Origin of the sequence: Roseomonas fluvialis, from assembly GCF_022846615.1 — a bacterium.
GTDB lineage: Bacteria > Pseudomonadota > Alphaproteobacteria > Acetobacterales > Acetobacteraceae > Neoroseomonas > Neoroseomonas fluvialis.
This window is the reverse complement of record NZ_AP025637.1, coordinates 2,995,781-3,014,245: the sequence shown is the minus strand read 5'-3', so window position 1 is coordinate 3,014,245 and position 18,465 is coordinate 2,995,781. Positions and strand designations below refer to the sequence as shown.

The 18,465-nt window shown below is 70.2% G+C and carries 19 protein-coding genes; 4 read left to right on the top strand and 15 right to left on the bottom strand.

Annotated elements, in window-relative coordinates; all coding sequences use genetic code 11:
* Positions 1 to 32: 32 nt before the first annotated feature.
* Entirely contained in the window at positions 33 to 476 is a 444-nt protein-coding gene (locus MWM08_RS14570) for a cupin domain-containing protein (RefSeq protein WP_244407158.1), read from the bottom strand.
* A gap of 198 nt (positions 477 to 674) precedes the next feature.
* Here MWM08_RS14570 and MWM08_RS14565 point away from each other — a divergent pair, with 198 nt between their 5' ends.
* The gene (locus MWM08_RS14565) at positions 675 to 1,997 is read left to right on the top strand and encodes an FkbM family methyltransferase (RefSeq protein WP_244407157.1); all 1,323 of its coding nucleotides are present in this window, start codon (positions 675 to 677) and stop codon (positions 1,995 to 1,997) included.
* On the opposite strand, the gene MWM08_RS14560 is transcribed toward MWM08_RS14565, so the two are convergent.
* From MWM08_RS14560 to MWM08_RS14530, 7 genes are read right to left on the bottom strand one after another with little or no spacing between them, the layout of a single operon-like run.
* The gene (locus MWM08_RS14560; protein ID WP_244407156.1) at positions 1,984 to 2,202 is read right to left on the bottom strand and encodes a hypothetical protein; all 219 of its coding nucleotides are present in this window, start codon (positions 2,200 to 2,202) and stop codon (positions 1,984 to 1,986) included. The two genes, MWM08_RS14565 and MWM08_RS14560, sit on opposite strands and share 14 nt — an antisense overlap.
* A 58-nt stretch (positions 2,203 to 2,260) precedes the next feature.
* A complete protein-coding gene (locus MWM08_RS14555; RefSeq protein ID WP_244407155.1) occupies positions 2,261 to 2,962 on the bottom strand; it encodes an ABC transporter ATP-binding protein in 702 nt (233 codons plus the stop codon).
* Positions 2,962 to 3,714 (bottom strand): ABC transporter ATP-binding protein, encoded by a 753-nt coding sequence (locus MWM08_RS14550; RefSeq protein ID WP_244407154.1) that lies wholly within the window; start codon positions 3,712 to 3,714, stop codon positions 2,962 to 2,964. Before MWM08_RS14550 ends, MWM08_RS14555 begins: the two co-directional genes overlap by 1 nt.
* Positions 3,707 to 4,627 (bottom strand): branched-chain amino acid ABC transporter permease, encoded by a 921-nt coding sequence (locus MWM08_RS14545; protein WP_244407153.1) that lies wholly within the window; start codon positions 4,625 to 4,627, stop codon positions 3,707 to 3,709. Before MWM08_RS14545 ends, MWM08_RS14550 begins: the two co-directional genes overlap by 8 nt.
* Positions 4,627 to 5,550 carry a branched-chain amino acid ABC transporter permease gene (locus MWM08_RS14540; protein ID WP_244407152.1) on the bottom strand — a complete coding sequence of 308 codons (924 nt, stop codon included), beginning with the start codon at positions 5,548 to 5,550 and terminating at the stop codon, positions 4,627 to 4,629. The genes MWM08_RS14545 and MWM08_RS14540 overlap by 1 nt, the downstream gene beginning before the upstream one ends.
* 49 nt (positions 5,551 to 5,599) lie before the next feature.
* Positions 5,600 to 6,781: an ABC transporter substrate-binding protein gene (locus tag MWM08_RS14535; RefSeq protein WP_244407151.1), complete on the bottom strand. Its 1,182-nt coding sequence runs from the start codon at positions 6,779 to 6,781 to the stop codon at positions 5,600 to 5,602.
* 49 nt (positions 6,782 to 6,830) lie between these two features.
* Complete coding sequence (locus MWM08_RS14530; RefSeq protein WP_244407150.1) at positions 6,831 to 7,646, bottom strand: alpha/beta hydrolase; 816 nt, start codon at positions 7,644 to 7,646, stop codon at positions 6,831 to 6,833.
* 51 nt (positions 7,647 to 7,697) lie between these two features.
* On the opposite strand from MWM08_RS14530, the gene MWM08_RS14525 reads away from it, so the two are divergent.
* On the top strand, positions 7,698 to 8,252 hold the full coding sequence (locus tag MWM08_RS14525) for a nucleoside 2-deoxyribosyltransferase (protein WP_244407149.1): 555 nt from the start codon (positions 7,698 to 7,700) through the stop codon (positions 8,250 to 8,252).
* A 140-nt stretch (positions 8,253 to 8,392) separates the two neighbouring features.
* Here MWM08_RS14525 and phoB read toward each other — a convergent pair whose 3' ends face one another.
* From phoB to MWM08_RS14490, 7 genes are all read right to left on the bottom strand, one after another.
* Positions 8,393 to 9,109 carry a phosphate regulon transcriptional regulator PhoB gene (phoB, locus tag MWM08_RS14520; protein ID WP_244407148.1) on the bottom strand — a complete coding sequence of 239 codons (717 nt, stop codon included), beginning with the start codon at positions 9,107 to 9,109 and terminating at the stop codon, positions 8,393 to 8,395.
* A gap of 11 nt (positions 9,110 to 9,120) precedes the next feature.
* Positions 9,121 to 9,837, bottom strand: coding sequence for a phosphate signaling complex protein PhoU (phoU, locus tag MWM08_RS14515; protein WP_244407147.1), 717 nt, complete (start codon positions 9,835 to 9,837; stop codon positions 9,121 to 9,123).
* A 19-nt stretch (positions 9,838 to 9,856) separates the two neighbouring features.
* A complete protein-coding gene (pstB, locus tag MWM08_RS14510) occupies positions 9,857 to 10,696 on the bottom strand; it encodes a phosphate ABC transporter ATP-binding protein PstB (protein WP_244407146.1) in 840 nt (279 codons plus the stop codon).
* 17 nt (positions 10,697 to 10,713) lie between these two features.
* Positions 10,714 to 11,607: a phosphate ABC transporter permease PstA gene (gene pstA / locus MWM08_RS14505; protein ID WP_244407145.1), complete on the bottom strand. Its 894-nt coding sequence runs from the start codon at positions 11,605 to 11,607 to the stop codon at positions 10,714 to 10,716.
* 4 nt (positions 11,608 to 11,611) lie between these two features.
* Entirely contained in the window at positions 11,612 to 12,583 is a 972-nt protein-coding gene (gene pstC, locus MWM08_RS14500; RefSeq protein ID WP_244407144.1) for a phosphate ABC transporter permease subunit PstC, read from the bottom strand.
* A 64-nt stretch (positions 12,584 to 12,647) separates the two neighbouring features.
* Entirely contained in the window at positions 12,648 to 13,667 is a 1,020-nt protein-coding gene (pstS, locus tag MWM08_RS14495; protein ID WP_244407143.1) for a phosphate ABC transporter substrate-binding protein PstS, read from the bottom strand.
* A 260-nt stretch (positions 13,668 to 13,927) separates the two neighbouring features.
* Entirely contained in the window at positions 13,928 to 14,713 is a 786-nt protein-coding gene (locus MWM08_RS14490) for an enoyl-CoA hydratase-related protein (protein ID WP_244407142.1), read from the bottom strand.
* Between the two features lie 200 nt (positions 14,714 to 14,913).
* Between MWM08_RS14490 and MWM08_RS14485 the strand changes: the two genes are divergently transcribed.
* On the top strand, positions 14,914 to 16,614 hold the full coding sequence (locus MWM08_RS14485; RefSeq protein ID WP_244407141.1) for a gamma-glutamyltransferase family protein: 1,701 nt from the start codon (positions 14,914 to 14,916) through the stop codon (positions 16,612 to 16,614).
* Positions 16,611 to 18,458, top strand: coding sequence for an O-linked N-acetylglucosamine transferase, SPINDLY family protein (locus MWM08_RS14480; protein ID WP_244407140.1), 1,848 nt, complete (start codon positions 16,611 to 16,613; stop codon positions 18,456 to 18,458). Before MWM08_RS14485 ends, MWM08_RS14480 begins: the two co-directional genes overlap by 4 nt.
* Positions 18,459 to 18,465: the final 7 nt, after the last annotated feature.

Sequence of the window (18,465 nt, the reverse complement as noted above, 5' to 3'; positions counted from 1 at the left end):
GCAGAAGCGTCACGGAGGCAAGCGCGGCGGCCTCAGCCGGGTGGGGGGAGGAACTCCACCTCGAATTCGCTGGCGATGCGCACCACCTCAGCCGGGTCGGGCACGTTGTGGATGCGCGTGAACAACTCGTACAGGCCCTTCGCGGGACTCACCCAGAACAGCGCGCGCACCGGCGCGCCCGACTTGTTGAAGATGCCGTGCATGATGCCCATCGGCAGGCGGATCAGGTCGCCGGGGCCGGCCTGCATGGGCTGACCGTCCAGCACGAGGTCAAAGCGGCCTTCCAGCACGCGGACAAATTCATCCTGCGTGGCGTGGATGTGCGGAGGCACGAAGGTGCCGTCGGGAAACAGCGTGTCGAAGGCGAAGCAGGATGCGCTGTGCGCGACCGGCTTGTAGGTCTGTCCGAGGATGTTCCAGACGACTCCGCCGATCCCTTCGCCGGCCGGCGTCACTCCCGCGCTGAGGGCTGTCATGGCATTCCTTCTCCCTGGTGGTGCGTGGCGATGTTGCCGCCTTCCGGCGCGCGCGGCCAGACTGCTTCAGGGCGGGGCTTCGCGCGGGCGCGCCCGTGCGGCGCGTGTTTGACAGCGATCCGCGCTGCGGAACATTACCATAGACGGGGCGCGGCCCGTCGCCTTGAGCGGAGGGTTCGGATGGCACTGTCGCCAGCCATGATGCAGATCGACAAGTCCCCGCGCGCGATTGTTCATGTGGGCGCCCACCTGGGGCAGGAAATCGGGCGCTACCTGGCCCTGAAGCCCGAGATCATCGTCTGGATCGAAGCGGATCCTGATGTCTTTGCACAGCTCGAGATGATGCTGGCGACTGCGCGCGAGCGGCACCCGCGGGTGCGGCAGCTGGCCTTCAACCGCCTGGTTGCCGACGCGGATGGCGGAGAGGTGACCTTCCACCGCTTCAGCAATGGCGGCAAATCCTCGTCCATGTTCGCGGCGACGCCCCGGCTGCAGCAGCAATGGCCGCATGTCACGGAGGTATCCACCGTGGAACTCCGGACATCGCGGCTCGACACCGTCCTGTCCGAGGCCGGCCTGCGCCCCGAGGAGGTCGGCTTCCTGGTACTGGATGTCCAGGGCGCCGAGCTGTTGGCGCTGAAGGGTGCGGGTCGCTACCTCGACTTCGTCGAGATCCTGCAGGTCGAGGTGTCGAGCGAGGCGATCTACGAGGGCGGCGTGCTGTTGCCGGAGTTGCACGCGCACCTGTCCGGCCTGGGGTTCACCAGCGGGGGCACCGCACGGTGGCACGGCGACGCCGTCTACCACCGCCCCCCGATCGCCGGGTCGCGTGCATTCCGTGAGCCTGCGCTCGCGCCGGCTTCGCCGCCGCCGGCGCGCGGGCCCGGGCGCTACCGTGGCCAGTACGGCCAGGACAGGTTCGTCCACGAGACCTTCTTCCCTAACCAGGCCAAGGGCGTTTTCTTCGAAGCCGGCGTCGCGGATGGCGAGCGCATCTCGAACACCCTGTTCTTCGAGCGGACGCTGGGCTGGACCGGCCTCCTGGTGGAAGCCAATCCGATGTTCGCCGAACGTGCGCGCCAGGTTCGCAAGGCGCCGGTCGCGCATTGCGCGCTGGCCGATGTCGAGGAGCCGATGCTGTTCCTCGACGCCGGCCTGCTCGGCGGCCTGGTGCGCCACATGCCGATGCAGCAGGTCCGGCAGATCGAGCGTCGTGCAGCGCGCGAGGCCAGCCTGCCGGAGTTGCAGCTGTCTTGGGTGCGCGGCCGGCGGTTAGACAACCTGTTGCTGGAACACGGCATCACGCATATCGACTACCTTTCGCTCGACCTTGAGGGCGGGGAGCCGGCGGCGCTCGCGACGCTCGACTTCGCCAAGGTGCGGGTCAACGTGATGACCATCGAGGCGAAGGGGCCGAACAAGGCGCGGCTGCTGGCGATGCTTGGGACGCACGGCTTCCGTCTCCATGGCGAGGTGAAGGAGGACGTCGTCATGGTCCACGAGACCTTCACGCCTCTATAGCGGCCTGCACCGCCGATCGGCATGGCGGTGCGCAGTGCCTCGGCGGTGTCGCCGCCTCGTGGATGCGGGTGAGCGGCGCGCGCATCGTTGCGCCGGACGCGCTGCAGATGACGCGCACGATGCCCATCGACAGGCGCACCAGGGCGCTGGCCGTGGCCTGCCTCGGCCGCCCGTCCGGCACGCCGATGACTGCGTTCTGCGCCATGGGGATGCTAGGGGTATATTCGTGCCGTACGTCGAACGTCCTCGTATGCCGCCGGCCTTCACACGTGAAGCCACGTGTCGCGCACCCCAGGCGATGCGGCGAGTGCGGCGCTCGACCCCGTCCAGACCACCTGGCCCTTCTCGATCACCACGTGGCGGTCGGCCAGGCGCTGCAGCGCGGCGATGTTCTTGTCGATCAGCAGGATCGCCTGGCCCTCGGCGCGCAGTGCCGCAAGGACGGACCAGATCTCGGCGCGGATGAGCGGGGCGAGGCCCTCGGTCGCTTCGTCGAGCACCAGCAGGCGGGGGTTGGTCATCAGCGCGCGGGCGATGGCGACCATCTGCTGCTCGCCGCCCGACAGCCGCGCGCCGAGGTTGCGGCGGCGTTCCGCCAGGCGTGGGAATAGGGCCAGCACGCCCGGCAGCGTCCAGCGCGGCGCGCCGGGGCCGCGGTTGGCGGCGGTGGCGAGGAGGTTCTCCTCGACCGTCAGCGTGGGAAACACCTGGCGGCCTTCCGGCACCAGGCCGATGCCGCGCTGCGCGATGCGGTGCGGGGGCAGGCCAGTGACGTCGGCACCGTCGATCGCGATGCGCCCGGCGTCGGGGCGCAGCAGGCCCATCACGGCGCGCACCGTCGTGGTTTTACCCATGCCGTTGCGGCCGAGCAGCGTCACGACCTCGCCCGCGCCGACGGTGAAGCCGATGCCGTGCAGCACGCGCGATCCGCCATAGCCGGCGAGCAGGCCTTCGACCGCGAGCATCAGGAATCATCCTCGCCGAGGTAGGCGGCGCGGACCTCGGCATTGGCGCGGATCTCGGCGACCGTGCCGGTCGCGATGATGCGTCCGTAGACCAAAACGGAGATGCGGTCGGCGAGGGCGAAGACCGCCTGCATGTCGTGTTCGACCAGCAGGATGGTGTAGGCGGATTTCAGGCGGGTGAGCAGCGCGATAAGGCGTTCGGTTTCCTCCGGCCCGGCGCCCGCCAGCGGTTCGTCGAGCAGCAGCAGGCGCGGGCGCGTGGCAAGCGCGATGGCGAGTTCGAGCGCGCGCTTCTCACCATGGCTGAGTGCGCCGGCGGTGGCGGCGGCGCGGTCGGCGAGGCCGACCTCGGCGAGTGCTTCCATCGCCGCGTCGTTCAATGCGCGTTCGCGTGCGGCCGGCCAGGCGAAGCGGAAGGACGACCCGCTGCGCGCCTGCACGGCGAGGGCCACGTTCTCCAGCACGGAGAAGCCGGCGATGATGCTGGTGATCTGGAACGACCGCGCGAGGCCCGCCCGCGCGCGCCGCGGCAGCGACAGGCGCGTGATGTCGGCGCCGGCAAACAGGATGCGGCCCTCATCCGGGGCGACGATGCCGGTGATCTCGTGGATCAGGGTGGTTTTGCCCGCGCCATTCGGGCCGATGACGGCGTGGATCTCGCCGGGCAGGACATCGAGCGTCACGCCATCCGTGACCGCGAGGCCGCCGTAGCGCTTGCGCAGCCCATCGAGGCGCAGCAGCGGTTCAGCCACGGCGCGCCACCAGCCCGGCCAACCCGCCGCGCAGGAAGATGACCGACAGCACCAGCAGCGGCCCGAACACCAACTTCCAGTGCTGCATCTGCTGCGCGAGCCACGTCTCGAGCAGCACGAAGACCAGCGCGCCGAGGATGGCGCCCCACAGGCGGCCCGCGCCGCCCAGGATGACCATGAACAGCAATTCGCCCGACCGCTGCCAGGACAGCGTGGCGGGGGAGACGAATTCCGTCGCGTTGGCCAGCAGGAAGCCGGCCATGCCGCCCAACGCGCCGGCCAGCGTGTAGCCGACCAGTCGGTATGGATACGGCGCGACGCCTACCGCTTCGACGCGCTGCGCGTTCTCCCGCGACGCGCGCAGCACGCGGCCGAAGCGCGAGGCCAGCAGCATGGCACACAGCGCCCAGGTCAGTGCCAGCGCGGCGAGGCAGATGTAGTGGAACGCCAGGCGGCTTTCGAGCAGGCGCGTGCCCATCACCTCGGTGCGGCTGTACATGGTGTAGCCGTCGTCGCCGCCATAGGCGGCGAGCGAGGATGCGGTGAAGAAGGCCATCTGCCCGAAGGCCAGCGTGATCATGATGAAATGCACGCCGGCGGTGCGGATTGCGATCGCCCCCGTGACCAGCGAGAAGACCGCGGCGGCGCCGACCGCCGTGGGCAGCACGCGCGCGGCATCCGTGATGCCATGCGCGTCCAGGATCGCGACCGCATAGGCGCCGATGCCGAGCGAGGCCGCATGGCCCAGGCTGACGAGGCCCGCGCCGCCCACCAGGAAGGCGAGCGAGATCGCCGCCATGCCCAGGATCATGGCGCGCGCCATCAGCGTGGTCTCGTAGGACCCGCCGAAGCCGAGAAATGGCGCGGCCGCGAGTGCGCCGAGCACCGCCAGCGGAAGCCAGGCCTGACGCATCAGCTGCTGCGGACGGGAAACAGGCCGGCGGGGCGGAAGGCGAGGATCGCCGCCATCGCGACGTACACCAGCATGGATGCGAGCGCCGCGCCGGCCTGGCGTGCGGCCGACGGGTCCAGCACCAGGCGCAGCAGATCGGGGGCGAGCGACTTGCCCAGCGTGTCGATCAGCCCGACCAGCAGGGCGGCGATGAAGGCCCCGCGGATGGAACCGATCCCGCCGATCACGATTACCACGAAGGCCAGGATCAGGACATTGTCGCCCATGCCCGGCTCGACCGAGAAGATCGGCCCGGCCAGCACGCCCGCGAAGCCGGCCAGCATCGCGCCGAAGGCAAAGACCAGCAGGAACAGGCGATTGATGTCGACGCCGAGTGCCGAAACCATCGGCGCGTTCGTCGCCCCCGCGCGCACCAGCATGCCGATGCGCGTGCGCTCCACCAGCCACCACAGCAGCCCGCCGGTCGCGAGCCCGGCGACCAGCACAGCGACGCGATAGAGCGGGTATTGCAGGCCAGGCATGATCTCGATGCCGCCTTCGAGCACCGGCGGGATCGCGACCTGCAACGGGGCCGCGCCGAACACCACCTTCACACCCTCGTTCAGGAACAGGATGACGCCGAAGGTGGCGAGAACCTGGGCCAGGTGGTCACGGGCATAGAGGTGCCGGAACACCAGCACTTCCAGCAGCAGCCCCGCCGCCAGCGCCGCCGGCAAGGCCAGCAGCAGGCCGAGCCAGAATGATCCCGTCGCCGCCGCCAGCGCCGCGCCGAGATAGGCGCCCAGCATGTACTGCACGCCATGCGCGAGGTTGATGAAATCCATCACGCCGAACACCAGCGTGAGGCCCGCCGCCACCAGGAACAACAGGATGCCGAGCTGCAGGCCGTTCAGGGCCTGCACCAGCAGCAGCTGGGTGGTCACACCCGGCGCTTTCGCTTGGCGCGCGGCCGCCCCGCCAGCCCCGCGCGCATCAGCGCATGCGGCATTCGGCCGCCCAGGGATCGACGTTGGCTTCCAGCACCTTGCGGTCGGTCTCGGTCCAGAACTTGCCATCGGGGCGGCGCGCCACCTTGAGCAGCCAGAAATCCTGCACCGGGTAGTGATTCACACCGAACTTGAACGGCCCGCGCACCGAGCGGAAATCCGCCGCGCGAATGGCCTCGCGCAGCGCATCCTTGTTGGCGAGGTTGCCGTTGACCTTGCGGATCGCGGAATCCAGCAGCATCGCGCCGTCGTAGGACTGCGCGGCGTAGGAGGCCGGCACGTAGTTGAACTGCGCCTCGAAGTCGCGGACGAAGCGCTGGTTCTGCGGGTTGTCCATGTTCGGCGCCCAGGACGCCGCGGAATAGAAGCCGAGCGCGGCTTCGCCCTGCGCGGGCAGCGTGGCTTCATCCACCGTGAAGGTGGACAGGAACGGGATGTTGGCGAGCCCCGCCTGGCGGTACTGCCGCACCAGGTTCACGCCGAGCCCGCCCGGCATGAAGGTGAAGATGGCGTCGGGGCGGGCGGCCGCGATCTTCGCGAGTTCCGCCGAGAAATCGAGCTGGGTGAGGGGCACATAGACCTCGTCGACCACCGTCCCCTTGATGCGGGACTTGAAGCCGGCGACCGCATCGCGCCCGGCCTGGTAGTTCGGCACCATCACGAAGACGCGGCGGTAGCCGCGGTCCTCGCAGGCCTGGCCGATCACGGAATGGACCTGGTCGTTGTTGTACGACGTGGTGAAGAAGAACGGGTTGCAGCCGCGCCCGGCGAAGGTGGACGGGCCGGCATTCGTGCTGATCAGGAAGGTGTTGGCTTCCGTCACCGGCCGCAGGATGGCGGCGAGGATGTTCGAGAACACCACGCCCACCACGAAATCCACGCGGTCGCGTTCCAGCGCGGCGCGCACCTTGGTCACGGCCACTTCCGGGCGCAGTTCGTCGTCGATGTGCACGACCTCGGTGGTCAGGCCGCCGAGCTTGCCATCGAGGTGCCGCAGCCCCTGCAGGAAGCCGTCGCGCAGCTGGGTGCCGAGGGCCGCCTGCGGGCCGGTCTGCACCGCGACCAGGCCGATCTTCACGCCGCCCGCCGGCTGCGCGTGCAGCAGCGCCGGCGCCGCGAGAAGTGCCGTCGATCCGGTCAAGAGCCCGCGCCGTCCGATGCCGATCATTGGAAGCCTCCCGCTGCCGTGAAGTGTCGCCCCTGTTAAGCGCGAAGCGTCACAGGGACGCAAGCCGCCGCGCCATCTCGGCCGCCCGGGTGGCCAGGGGCGAGGCGGGGTCGGTCAGCGGGTCGAGCACGGTGAAGTGGTTCGCCCCGGCTATTTCATCGAGCGTGCCGCCCCAGGCCTCGGCGAAGTCGCGCGACTGGCGGCGGAATTCGTCGCTCTCGACGCCACCCACCACGACGTGCAGCGCGCCATCGGCCGGGTCCTGGAAGCGGGGGGAGAGGGTGCGCGCAGCCTCGGGCGAGAGCTTCAGCGCCTGGCCGATGGTCGTGCCGAGCAGCGGTTCCAGTTCGAAGACACCCGAGATCGGCAGCGCGCCCGGCACGACCTGGCGCCCCAGCGGCTTGGCGAAGCGCGAATAATCCTGCCCGAGCAGCGAGGCGGCCAGGTGCCCGCCGGCGGAATGCCCGACCGCGAGCATGGCCTGGTGCGTCTTGGCACAGAGGATGGCGCAGAGCTGCTGCATCTGGTCGATGATCTTGGCCAGCGGCACGGTGGGGCACAGGTCGTAGGAGGGCACCGCCACCGCCACGCCCTGCAGCAGCATGCCGCGCGCGAAATGGCTGACCGCCTTGCGGTCCAGCGCCTGCCAGTAGCCGCCATGGATGAAGACGGCGAGCGGGGCCACGCCGTCCTGCTCGGGCAGGAACAGGTCGAAGCGTTCGCGCGCCGAGACCCCATAGGGCAGGTCGAGCTGGCTTCGCGCCCAGGTTGTGCGGAAGGCCTCGGCATCGCGCGACCACTGTTCGAGGATAGCGGCGGAGCCCGGCACGCGGGCGCGGTTGTCGTATTCGGCTTGCAGGTCCATGGCCGCCCTTTCACATGGCGCAGGCGCCGCGGGCAAGGCAGGATCGGGCGGATGCGCGTCTATCTCGCCGGCCCCGAAGTCTTCCTGCCCGATGCCCTGGAGGTCGCAGCGGCGAAGAAGCGCGTCTGCGCAGCACATGGGCTGGAGGGGGTGTTTCCGCTCGATCCGCCGCCCGCCGCCCCGCCGGCCGAGATGCCGTACTGGATGCGGATCTACCTGGGCAACGAGGCGCATATCCGGTCCTGCCAGGCGCTGATCGCGAACCTGACGCCGTTCCGCGGGCCATCGGCGGATGTGGGTACCGTCTACGAGCTCGGCTTCATGCGGGCGCTGGGGCGGCCGGTGGCGGGGTACAGCACTGCGGCGGCGGACTTCCTGGCCCGCACGCGCGGATTCCTGGGGGCTGCGGCACGTCCGCGCGCCGATGGCGGCTTCGAGGATGCCGAGTCCATGGGCCTCGAGGATTTCGGCTTGGGCGACAACCTGATGATCGATGGCGGCATCGCGGCTGCGGGCGGCGCGTTCGAACGCCACGACGCGGCGGGCGACCGTTGGCGCGACCTTGCGGCCTTCGAACGCTGCTGCGCGCGGATTGCGCGGGGCTGACAACCGGGCGGATCGTGCGCATGCACGATCCGGGAGCGCAAAGCGCGACCGCGCCGAGACCGTCCGTGGCGCTCGGCGCGACAGTGCGTGGCGCGAAGGCAAGGGCCGCGGACGCGGCCCGCCCGCCGTCCGAGGGCGCGCTAATGATCTTCCGAGTCGAGCGCATAGCCGGCCGACCGCACCGTGCGGATCAGGTCGGGTTCGTGGTCGGCGTTGATCGCCTTGCGCAGGCGGCGGATATGCACGTCCACCGTGCGCGGTTCGACGTGGATGTCGCGGCCCCAGACGGCATCGAGCAACTGTTCGCGCGTGAACACGCGCCCGGGGTGCTGCAGGAAGAATTCCATCAGCCGGTATTCGGTGGGCCCCAGGTGGAGCGCACGGCCGGCGCGCGCAACGCGGTGCGCGTCCTGGTCCATCGTCAGGTCGCGATAGGTCAGCGTGCCCTTGGTCGCGACGCCGCCCGACCGGCGCAGCAGGGCGCGGATGCGCGCGAGCAGCGCGTCCATCACGAAGGGCTTGGCGATGTAGTCGTCGGCGCCGGTGTCAAGCGCGCGCACCGCGTCCTGGTCCTCGGTGCGCGCGGTCACCATGATGATGGGCAGGTCGCGCGTGTTGGGGCGGCGGCGCAGTTGGCGGCAGACCTCGATGCCCGACAGCGCAGGCAGCATCCAGTCGAGCAGCACCAGGTCGGGCCGCGCCTCGGCCACGCGCAGCAGCGCTTCCTGGCCATCGGCGGCTTCCTCGACGCGGAAGCCCTGTTTCTCGAGGTTGTAGCGCAGCAGCGTGAGCAGCGGCGCCTCGTCCTCGACCACGAGGATGGTGGGCTTGGCGAGCGTGGCGTAGGCCTCGGCCATCGGGGCGGCTCCTATTCGCCGGCGGGGCGCACCACCGCGAAGGCCGACTGGTCGGCCTTGGGGCGTTCGTCCGGCAGTGTGTCGCCGCGCACGGCGTAGAAGATGCGTTCGGCGATGTTTGTGGTGTGGTCGCCGATGCGCTCCAGGTTCTTGGCGATGAACAGCATGTGGGTGGCCGCGGTGATGTTGCGCGGGTCCTCCATCATGAAGGTCAGCAATTCGCGGAAGATACCGTTGTAGATGGCATCCACCGGTTCGTCGGCCTCCCAGACGCGCTGGGCGGCCTCGGCGTCGTCGTTCACGAAGGCGTCCATCGCGGCCTTGAGGTTTTCCTGCACCATCTGCGCCATGCGCTCGAAGCCGTTGAGGCTGCCGATCGAGGGCAGGGAGGCCAGCACGATGGCGCGCTTGGCGGCGTTGCGCGCGTAGTCGCCGATGCGCTCGATGTCGTTCGATGCCTTCATGGCGGCGATCACCACGCGCAGGTCGGCGGCCATGGGCTGGCGCAGCGCGAGCAGGCGCACGCAGAAGGCCTCGACCTCACGCTCCAGCGCGTCGATCTGCGCGTCGCGGCTGACCACCTCGGCGGCCAGGGCGGTGTCGCGGCGCACCAGGGCACGGGTTGCGTCGGCCACCTGGCGTTCGGCCAGGCCGCCCATGCGGGCGGTCAGGTCGCGCAGCTTGCGCAGGTCCTCGTCGTAGGATCGCACGATGTGTTCGGTGGGCATGGTCGTGTCCTTGCCGGGCTCAGCCGAAGCGGCCGGTGATGTATTCCTGGGTCTTCGGGTGCTTGGGCGCGGTGAACATCTGCGCCGCCGGCGCCACCTCGATCAGTTCGCCGAGGTAGAAGAACGCCACCTGGTCGGCGCAGCGCGCCGCCTGCTGCATGTTGTGCGTGACGATCACGATGGTGAAGTCGCGCTTCAGCTCGTCGATCAGTTCCTCGATCTTCAGCGTGCTGATCGGGTCGAGCGCGCTGGTCGGTTCGTCGAACAGGATGACCTCGGGGCGCACCGCGATGGTGCGCGCGATGCACAGGCGCTGCTGCTGCCCGCCCGAGAGGCCGAGGGCCGAACTGTCCAGCCGGTCCTTCACCTCGTTCCAGATGGCTGCGCGCGTCAGCGCCCATTCCACCCGTTCGTCCATCTGCGCCTTGGACAGCTTTTCGTGCAGGCGAATGCCGAAGGCGATGTTGTCGAAGATGGTCATGGGGAAGGGCGTGGGCTTCTGGAACACCATGCCGATCTTGGCGCGCAGGGCGTTCAGGTCGGCATCGGGGGCGACGATATTCATGCCGTCGATCATCGCCTCGCCGGTTGCGCGCTGGTTCGGATACAGGCTGTACATCCGGTTCAGCACGCGCAGCAGGGTCGACTTCCCGCAGCCCGACGGGCCGATCATGCCGGTGACCTGGCGGTCGGGGATGTTGAAGTCGATCGACTTCAGGGCGCGGTTGTCGCCATAGAAGAAGTCGAGCCCCTTGATGGCGATGCGCGTCGCGTTGAGCTTCGCCTCGGAGCGGGCCTGCACGCCGCCGAAGCCCTGGGTGGCGGCCTCGGCCGTGCCGGTGTCTGTGGTGGTCGACATGGTGTCGTTCCTTCCGCTCACTTGCGGCCGCGCAGCACGGTGCGCGCCAGGATGTTGAGAAGCAGCACGCTCAGCGTGATCAGCAAGGCGCCGGCCCAGGCGAGCGCGATCCAGTCCTCGAAGGGGGAGCCTGCGAAGGCGTAGATCGCCAGTGGCAGGCTGGACATCGGCTTGGTCAGGTCGGTCGACCAGGCGTTGTTGCCCAGCGAGGTGAACAGCAGCGGCGCTGTTTCCCCGGCGACGCGCGCCACCGCCAGCAGGATGCCGGTGATGATGCCCGACATGGCCGACTTCCAGCAGACGAAGACGATCATCTTCCACTTGGGCGAACCGAGGCCGATCACAGCCTCGCGCAGGGTGTTCGGGATCAGCGTCAGCATGTCCTCGGTGGTGCGGACCACGACCGGGATGACGATGATCGCGAGTGCGGCGACACCCGCCCAGCCCGAGAAGCCGCCGAAGGGCAGCACCAGGATCTGGTAGACGAACAGCCCGATCAGGATCGACGGCGCCGAGAGCAGGATGTCCGAGACGAAGCGCACGATGTTGCCGAGCTTCGACTCGCGGGCGTATTCCGCCAGGTAGGTGCCGACCAGCATGCCGATCGGCGTGCCGATCGCGGTGCCGAGCGCGGCCTGGATCAGGCTGCCTACGATGGCGTTGAGCAGCCCGCCTTCGGACCCCGGCGGCGCCATAACATGGGTGAAGACACGCAGGTTCATCGCCTCGAACCCGCGATAGAACAGCGTGGTCAGGATCGAGGCGAGGAAGATCAGCCCGATCGCGGTCGCCAGCACGCACAGGATGCGGATGACCAGGTCGGCGCGCTTGCGACGGCGGCCGAGAGCGAGTGCGACCTCGGGGTCCTTGCGCGGGCCGGGGACCGTGCCGGCGGAGAGCGTCATGCTCATGGGATCAGGCCTTCAGTCGCGAGCGCAGCAGGTAGCGCGAGGTGGCGAGCACGATGAAGCTCAGCACGAACAGGATGAAGCCCAGTGCGAGCAGCGAGGCGAGCTTCAGGCTGCCCGTCTCGCTCTCGCCGAATTCGAGCGCGACCAGCGAGGCGATGGTGTTGCCCGGCCCGAACAGGGACCCGGTGATGCGGTTGGCGTTGCCGATCACGAAGGTGACCGCCATCGTCTCGCCGAGCGCGCGCCCCAGGCCCAGCATTATGCCGCCGACCACCGAGACGCGCGTGTAGGGAATGACCACGCCGCGCATCACTTCCCAGGTGGTGGCCCCGAGGCCGTAGGCGCTTTCCTTGTAGACCGGCGGCACCTGCTCGAACACGTCGCGCATGGTCGCCGCGATGAAGGGCAGGATCATGATCGCGAGGATGAAGGACGCGGTGAAGATGCCGGTGCCGAAGGGCGCGCCCTGGAACAGGAAGCCCACCAGCGGCAATTCGCCCAGCGTGTCGATCAGCGTGGGCTGGATGTAGGTCGCGAAGGCGGGGACGATGACGAAGAAGCCCCACATGCCGTAGATGATCGACGGCACGGCGGCGAGCAGTTCGACCGCGGTTCCGACCGGGCGGCGCAGCCAGACGGGCGCCAGTTCGGTCAGGTAGAAGGCGATCCCGAAGGCGACCGGAACCGCCAGCAGGATGGCCAGCACGGCAGTCACGACGGTGCCGTAGATCGACACGCCGGCGCCAAACACCTCCTGCACCGGGTCCCATTCGGTCGACCAGATGAAGCCGATGCCGAAGGCGCGGAAGGCCGGCAGGCCGGCGATGAACAATTCGACGATGATGGCGCCGAGCAGCAGCAGGACGAAGATGCCCGCGCCCCTGCACGCCCATTCGAAGATGATGTCGCCGAGGTTGCCGGCGCCGCGCGCCGTGCGCGCGGGGGCCGGGGGGGAGGCTGTCGCGGCCTGGCTCACTGTGTCTGCCCGTCAGGAGGAAGAAGAAGGGGCCCGGCGGCGTGCCGGGCCCCTGGGGGTCGCATCAGGCGCCGAACTGGCGGTTCCAGGCGGCGCGCACCGCGTCCTTGGCCGACTGCGGCAGCGGGATGTATTCGAGTTCCTGCGCCAGGCGGTCGCCATCCTTGAAGGCCCAGTCGAAGAAGCGGCGCACATTCGCGCTGCGCGCCGCGTCGGCCGGGTTGGTGGGCAGCAGGATGAAGGTCGGCGCCACGATCGGCCAGGACTGCGGGCCGGCCGTGTTGACCACGTTCGCGGCGAAGCCCGGCACGTTCCAGTCGGCGGCGCCGGCGGCCGCCATGAAGGTCTCGTGCTCCGGCTTCACGAAGTTGCCGTCGCGGTTCTGGATCTGCGTCGTCACCAGGCGGTTCGTGATGGCGTAGGCGTTCTCGACATAGCCGATGGCGCCGCGCACCTGGCGCACCGTGCCGGCCACGCCTTCATTGCCGCGCGCGCCGGTGCCCGCGGGGAAGCGGACCGAGGTGCCGACACCCACGCGGGTCTTGAATTCCTCGCTGACGTCCGAGAGGTAGGACACCCACACGAAGGTCGTGCCCGATCCGTCGGCGCGATAGGCCGGGGCGATCGCCAGGTTCGGCAGCGTCAGGCCGGCATTGATCGCGACGATTCGCGGGTCGTTCCAGCGGGTGATCTTGCCCAGGTAGATGTCGGCCAGGATCGGGCCGGTCAGCTTCAGCTGGTCGTTCTCGACGCCCGGGATGTTCACGATGGCGACCAGCGAGCCCATCACGGTCGGGAACTGCAGCAGGCTGCCTTCCGTGAGCTGCGTCGCGTTCAGCGGCGCGTCCGTCGCGCCGAAATCCACCGTCCGGTTGCGGATCTGGTTGATGCCCGCGCCCGAGCCGACCGACTGGTAGTTGACCTGGACATTGATGGCGCTGCGCGCTGCCTCGGCCCACTTCTGGTAGACGGGGTTGGGGAAGGACGCGCCGGCGCCGGTGATCTGGGCTGCCTGGGCCTGCGCGCCGATGGCGGGCAGGGTCATGGCCGCACCGGCACCGAGTAGAAGGGTCCGCCTGTTCACGTGCGTGTCTCCGTCGTTCTGTTGATCGGGTGTCCGCCCCGGCAGGGACGCCACTGGCGCGCTTCTAGGAGCCCCGGAAGACCTCCCGATTGCAGATTTATGAAGGTTCGATGACGGCCTGAGCGACAAGTCGTTAGGTTGTCGGCGCTCCGCGGCGCTTCCCGCAGGGGTTGTGTGGCGCCGGGACCGCCCGTGCCGGGTTGCGGCACCGGGCAGTCCTCGGCTCCGGCCGCATCGTGGCCCGACCGTCGGGACCCCGCCTACCGGTACCAGCCCGGCCGGCGCTTTTCCCGGAAAGCCGCCAGGCCCTCGCGCCCCTCGGCCGACGCGCGCTGCATCCAGGATTCATGCGCCAGCAGCGACATCTCCCGTGCCGAGAGTTTCAGCCCATTGGCGCCAAGGAAGGACCCCTTCGTCATGGCGATGGCGGATGGCGCGGACAGCATTGTCTGGTCGATGATCTCGGCGAGGCGCGCATCCGCGGCATCCGCCGCCACCACCTCGTGCACGAGGCCGATGCGCAGCGCTTCCTCCGCACCGAATCGTTCGCCGGTCAGGGCGTAGCGGCGCGTGTGGCGCAGGCCCATGGCGTGGACCATGTGCGTGCTGATGGGCGTGGGGGCGACGCCGACGCGCACTTCGGTCAGGCCGAAGATGGCGGCCGGCGTGGCGATCGCGACATCGACGCAGCACACCACGCCGCAGCCGCCCCCGAAGCAGGCGCCATGCACGAGGGCGAAGGTCGGCTTGGGGAATTCGTTGAGCTTCTGCATGGCCGTGGTGGTCGCCATCGATGCCGCATAGGCCTGTTCCGGCGTGTAGGTCGCCGCCCGCGCCAGCCAATCGAGATCGGCCCCCGCCTGGAAGTGCCGGCCGGCGCCACGGATGACCAGCGCACGCACCGCGTCGTCATCATGCAGGCGGTCGAGCCCCGCGATCAGCGCGGCGAGCAGGTCCTCGTCATAGGCATTGCCCTTGTCCGGGCGGTTGAGCGTGGCGGTGGCGATGCCGCGGGCATCGATGGCCAGCAGGACGGGGTCGGACATGGGCGGTACTCCCTTCGAAGGCGCGCATCCTCTGCCGTGTCCGTCCGGGCGCCAAGGTGTCGCGCCCCCCGGGCGCGCTCGATCAACGCTCACGCCTGGGCGCGCCCGGCCAACGCGCGCCGCGGGGCGCGCACGACCAAACCGTTGACGCAGGACGGCCGCACGCCGACGCTTCGGCCCCCGCAGGTCAGGACCCGCCCATGTTCGCCACCCGCCCCACGCTCTCCGGCCCGCGCCATGCGGTCTCGGCCGGCCATTACCTTGCCTCGACCGCCGCCATGGCGGTGCTGGAGGCCGGCGGCAACGCGATTGACGCGGGCTGCGCGGCGGGCATGGCGCTCGGCGTGCTGCTGCCGGACCTGGTGAACGTCGCGGGTGTGGCGCCGATCATGATCCGGCTGGCCGACGGCACGGTCGAGACCATTGCCGGGCTTGGCCACTGGCCGCGCGCGCTGCCGCCCGACGTGTTCATGCGCGAACATGGCGGGAAGATCCCGAATGGGGTGCGCCGCACCGTGGTGCCGGCCGCGCCCGACGCCTGGATCACCGCGCTCGAGCGGCACGGCACCATGGGGTTCGGCGACGTGGCACAATACGCCATCCGCTATGCGGGGGAGGGCTACGCAGTCTATCCGCTGCTCGCCGAGACGGTGGCGGCGCACCGCGACGAATACGCGCGCTGGCCCTCCAACGCCGCCATCTTCCTGCCCGGCGGCAAGCCGCCGGTGGTGGGTACGCGCTTCGTGCAGTCGGACCTGGCACGCACGCTGACCTTCATGGTCGATGCCGAGAAGGCGGCGGCGAAGGGTGGTCGCCTGGCGGGCCTGGCGGCCGCGCATGCCGCCTTTTACCGCGGCGACATCGCGCGCGAGATGGTTCGCTTCATCCAGGCCGAGGGCGGCTTCCTGTCCATGGAGGACCTGGCGGGGTTCCGGTCCCGCCTGGAACCCGCCGTGGCGCGGCGCTGGCGCGGGCATACGCTGCTGACCTGCGGACCTTGGTGCCAGGGGCCGGCCCTGGCGCAGGCGCTGTTGCTGATGGAGCGCGCCGGCTTCGACGACATGGCGCATAATTCGGTCGACTACCTGCACCTGCTGACCGAATGCGTGAAGGCAGCGATGGCCGACCGCGAATACCACTTCGGCGATCCGCTGTTCACGCAGGTGCCGATCGATGCGCTGCTGAGCACGCCGCACCTCGATGCCCGGCTGCGCCAGATCGACCCGCAGCGCGCGCATCCGTCGATGTACGAACCGCTGCTCGGCATGGGCACGCCGGCCGACGGCCCGGTGCGCGCGGACCTGCCGAAGGTCGAGGCGGACACGTCCTATGTCGCGGTGGTGGACCGCTGGGGCAATGCGTTCAGCGCGACGCCGTCCGATGGGTCGTGGAATTCGCCGGTGGTGCCGGGGCTCGGCATCATCCCGTCCAACCGCGGCAGCCAGTCGCGGCCGGACCCGGCGCACCCATCCGGCGTTGCGCCGGGCAAGCGGCCGCGCCTGACGCCCAACCCCGCCATGCTGGTCACGGAAGATGGCGGCGTGATGCCCTTCGGCACGCCGGGCGGCGACGTGCAGATCCAGGCCATGCTTCAGGTGATGCTTAACATCTTCCACTTCGGCATGGAGTTGCAGGAAGCGATCGAGGCGCCGCGCATCGCGTCCTATGCCTTCCCGTCCTCCTTCGCGCCCTTCGATTATTTCCCCGGGCGCGTCGCCGCCGAATCGCGCATCCCGCAGGCGGTGCGGGATGGGCTGACCGCGCGCGGCCACGAGGTGAAGGACTGGCCGGAGGTGACCTGGCTGGCCGGCTGCGTCGAGGCGGTGCTGTCCGACCCCAAGGCCGGGCTGGTGCGCGCCGGCGCCGATCCGCGACGCCCGGCCTACGCCATCGCGGGGTGAGCGACGCGGCGGCGCTTGCCCTGGCGCGTGACGCCACGGCGCGCCAGCAGGCCGGCGACCCGGGCACGGCCGCGGCGCTGTGGCGGCGCGCGATCGGCGCCGGGCTCGACGAACCGGAGGCGTGGAACAACCTCGGCGTCGCGCGCCGCGATGCGCAGGATGACACGGGTGCGGAAGACGCCTTCCGCACCGCGCTGGCGCGCCGGCCGGCCTATGGGCGGGCGGCGCGCAATCTTGCGGCGCTGCTGGCGGCGCGGGGGGACCCGGTGGGCGCCGCGCGCGTGCTCGAAGCCGCTCTTGCCGCGGGCGATGCGGCGCTGCGCATCGACGCCGCGCGCGCCTGGCTGGATGCCGCCCGCCCCGACCTCGCCGTGCCGTTGTTTGCCGCGGCGCAGGCCGCCGCACCGGATGACCCGCTGGTGCGCAGCGCGCTGGGCGAGGCGCTGCTCGGCCTCGGCCGCCCGCATGATGCCGTGCCGCATCTGGCTGAGGTGGCGCGCGTGCTCGCCGGGCGCGCCGATGCGAAGGTCAATCACGGCCTGGCGCTGCTGCAATCCGGCCGCGCGGCGGAGGCGGTGGCGGTGCAGCGCGCCGCCATCACGCAGGACCCCGCCTGCCGCCCGGCCTGGCACAACCTGCTGCTGGCGCTGAACTACCTGCCGGGCGTGAGCGCGGCCGAGGTCGCGGCCGACCATCGCGCCTATGGCGAGGCCTTCCCGCCGCTGCCGCCGCGCCCCTTCGCGAACCCGCGCGACCCCAGGAAGCGGCTGCGCATCGGCATCCTGTCGGGCGACCTACGGGCGCATCCGGTCGGCTTCTTCCTGGAAGCGGCGATCGCCGCGCATGACCGGCGCGATTTCGAATTGCTGGCCTATGCCAACCAGGCTGGCGGGGATGCGACGACCGCGCGCCTGCGCGGCCTGTTCGACGGCTGGCACCGCGTGCAGCACCTGCCGGATGCGGCGGTGGCGGCGCGCATGCGCGCCGATGGCGTCGACATCCTGGTCGAACTCTCGGGCCATACGCACGGCACGCGCCTGAGCGTGCTGGACCATCGCGCCGCCCCGGTGCAGGCAAGCTGGATCGGCTACGCCAACACCACCGGGTCGCGCGCGGTCGACTGGATCATCGCCGATGCCGTGACGGTGCCGCCGGACGAGGAAGCGCTGTATGCCGAGCGCGTGCTGCGCCTGCCCGGCTGCTATCTGTGCATCACGCCGCCGGGCTTCGCCCTGCCGCGCACACCGACACCGATGGTCGCGCGCGGGCACGCCACCTTCGGCTGCTTCAACGCGCCGATGAAATTGAACGATGGCGTCCTGGGCGCCTGGGCGCGCATCCTGGCGGCGGTGCCGGATGCGCGGCTGCTGCTGAAGGCGCGCGCGCTGGAGGATGCCGGCACGGCGGGCGCGATCCGCGCACGCTTCGCCGCGGCGGGCGGCGACCTGGCGCGGCTGGATATCGAGGGCCACAGCGCGCGCCCGGCCTATTTCACGCGCTATGCCGATGTGGATGTGATGCTCGACCCGTTTCCCTTCCCCGGCGGCACCACGACGGCGGAGGCGATCCTGGCGGGCGTGCCGACGCTCACGCTGCGCGGCCGTGGCGGGATGATGAGCCGGAACGGGGAGACGCTGCTGACCGCCGCCGGCCTGGCCGACTGGATCGCGCCGGACGTCGAGGCGTATGTGGCGCAGGCGGTGCGCCGCGTGAACGACCCGCGGGCGCTGGCGGCGGCGCGCGCGGGCATCGATGCCGGCGCGTTGAGCGATGGTGCGGGCATGGCGCGGCGGCTGGAGGCTGCCTGGCGGGCCATGTGGCACGATTGGTGCGCGCGCGACTGACGCCTTG

Bases quoted from the DNA above. Each gene is read 5' to 3' on its own strand.
- MWM08_RS14490 (WP_244407142.1), bottom strand. From the start codon at position 14,713: ATGTCCGACCCCGTCCTGCTGGCCATCGATGCCCGCGGCATCGCCACC.
- phoU (WP_244407147.1), bottom strand. From the start codon at position 9,837: ATGCCCACCGAACACATCGTGCGATCCTACGACGAGGACCTGCGCAAG.
- MWM08_RS14555 (WP_244407155.1), bottom strand. From the start codon at position 2,962: ATGCTCGCGGTCGAAGGCCTGCTCGCCGGCTATGGCGGATCGCGCGTG.
- MWM08_RS14530 (WP_244407150.1), bottom strand. From the start codon at position 7,646: ATGGACCTGCAAGCCGAATACGACAACCGCGCCCGCGTGCCGGGCTCC.
- MWM08_RS14545 (WP_244407153.1), bottom strand. From the start codon at position 4,627: ATGCGTCAGGCCTGGCTTCCGCTGGCGGTGCTCGGCGCACTCGCGGCC.
- MWM08_RS14485 (WP_244407141.1), top strand. From the start codon at position 14,914: ATGTTCGCCACCCGCCCCACGCTCTCCGGCCCGCGCCATGCGGTCTCG.
- MWM08_RS14570 (WP_244407158.1), bottom strand. From the start codon at position 476: ATGACAGCCCTCAGCGCGGGAGTGACGCCGGCCGGCGAAGGGATCGGC.
- pstB (WP_244407146.1), bottom strand. From the start codon at position 10,696: ATGTCGACCACCACAGACACCGGCACGGCCGAGGCCGCCACCCAGGGC.
- MWM08_RS14525 (WP_244407149.1), top strand. From the start codon at position 7,698: ATGCGCGTCTATCTCGCCGGCCCCGAAGTCTTCCTGCCCGATGCCCTG.
- pstA (WP_244407145.1), bottom strand. From the start codon at position 11,607: ATGAGCATGACGCTCTCCGCCGGCACGGTCCCCGGCCCGCGCAAGGAC.
- phoB (WP_244407148.1), bottom strand. From the start codon at position 9,109: ATGGCCGAGGCCTACGCCACGCTCGCCAAGCCCACCATCCTCGTGGTC.
- MWM08_RS14560 (WP_244407156.1), bottom strand. From the start codon at position 2,202: ATGGCGCAGAACGCAGTCATCGGCGTGCCGGACGGGCGGCCGAGGCAG.
- MWM08_RS14535 (WP_244407151.1), bottom strand. From the start codon at position 6,781: ATGATCGGCATCGGACGGCGCGGGCTCTTGACCGGATCGACGGCACTT.
- MWM08_RS14565 (WP_244407157.1), top strand. From the start codon at position 675: ATGATGCAGATCGACAAGTCCCCGCGCGCGATTGTTCATGTGGGCGCC.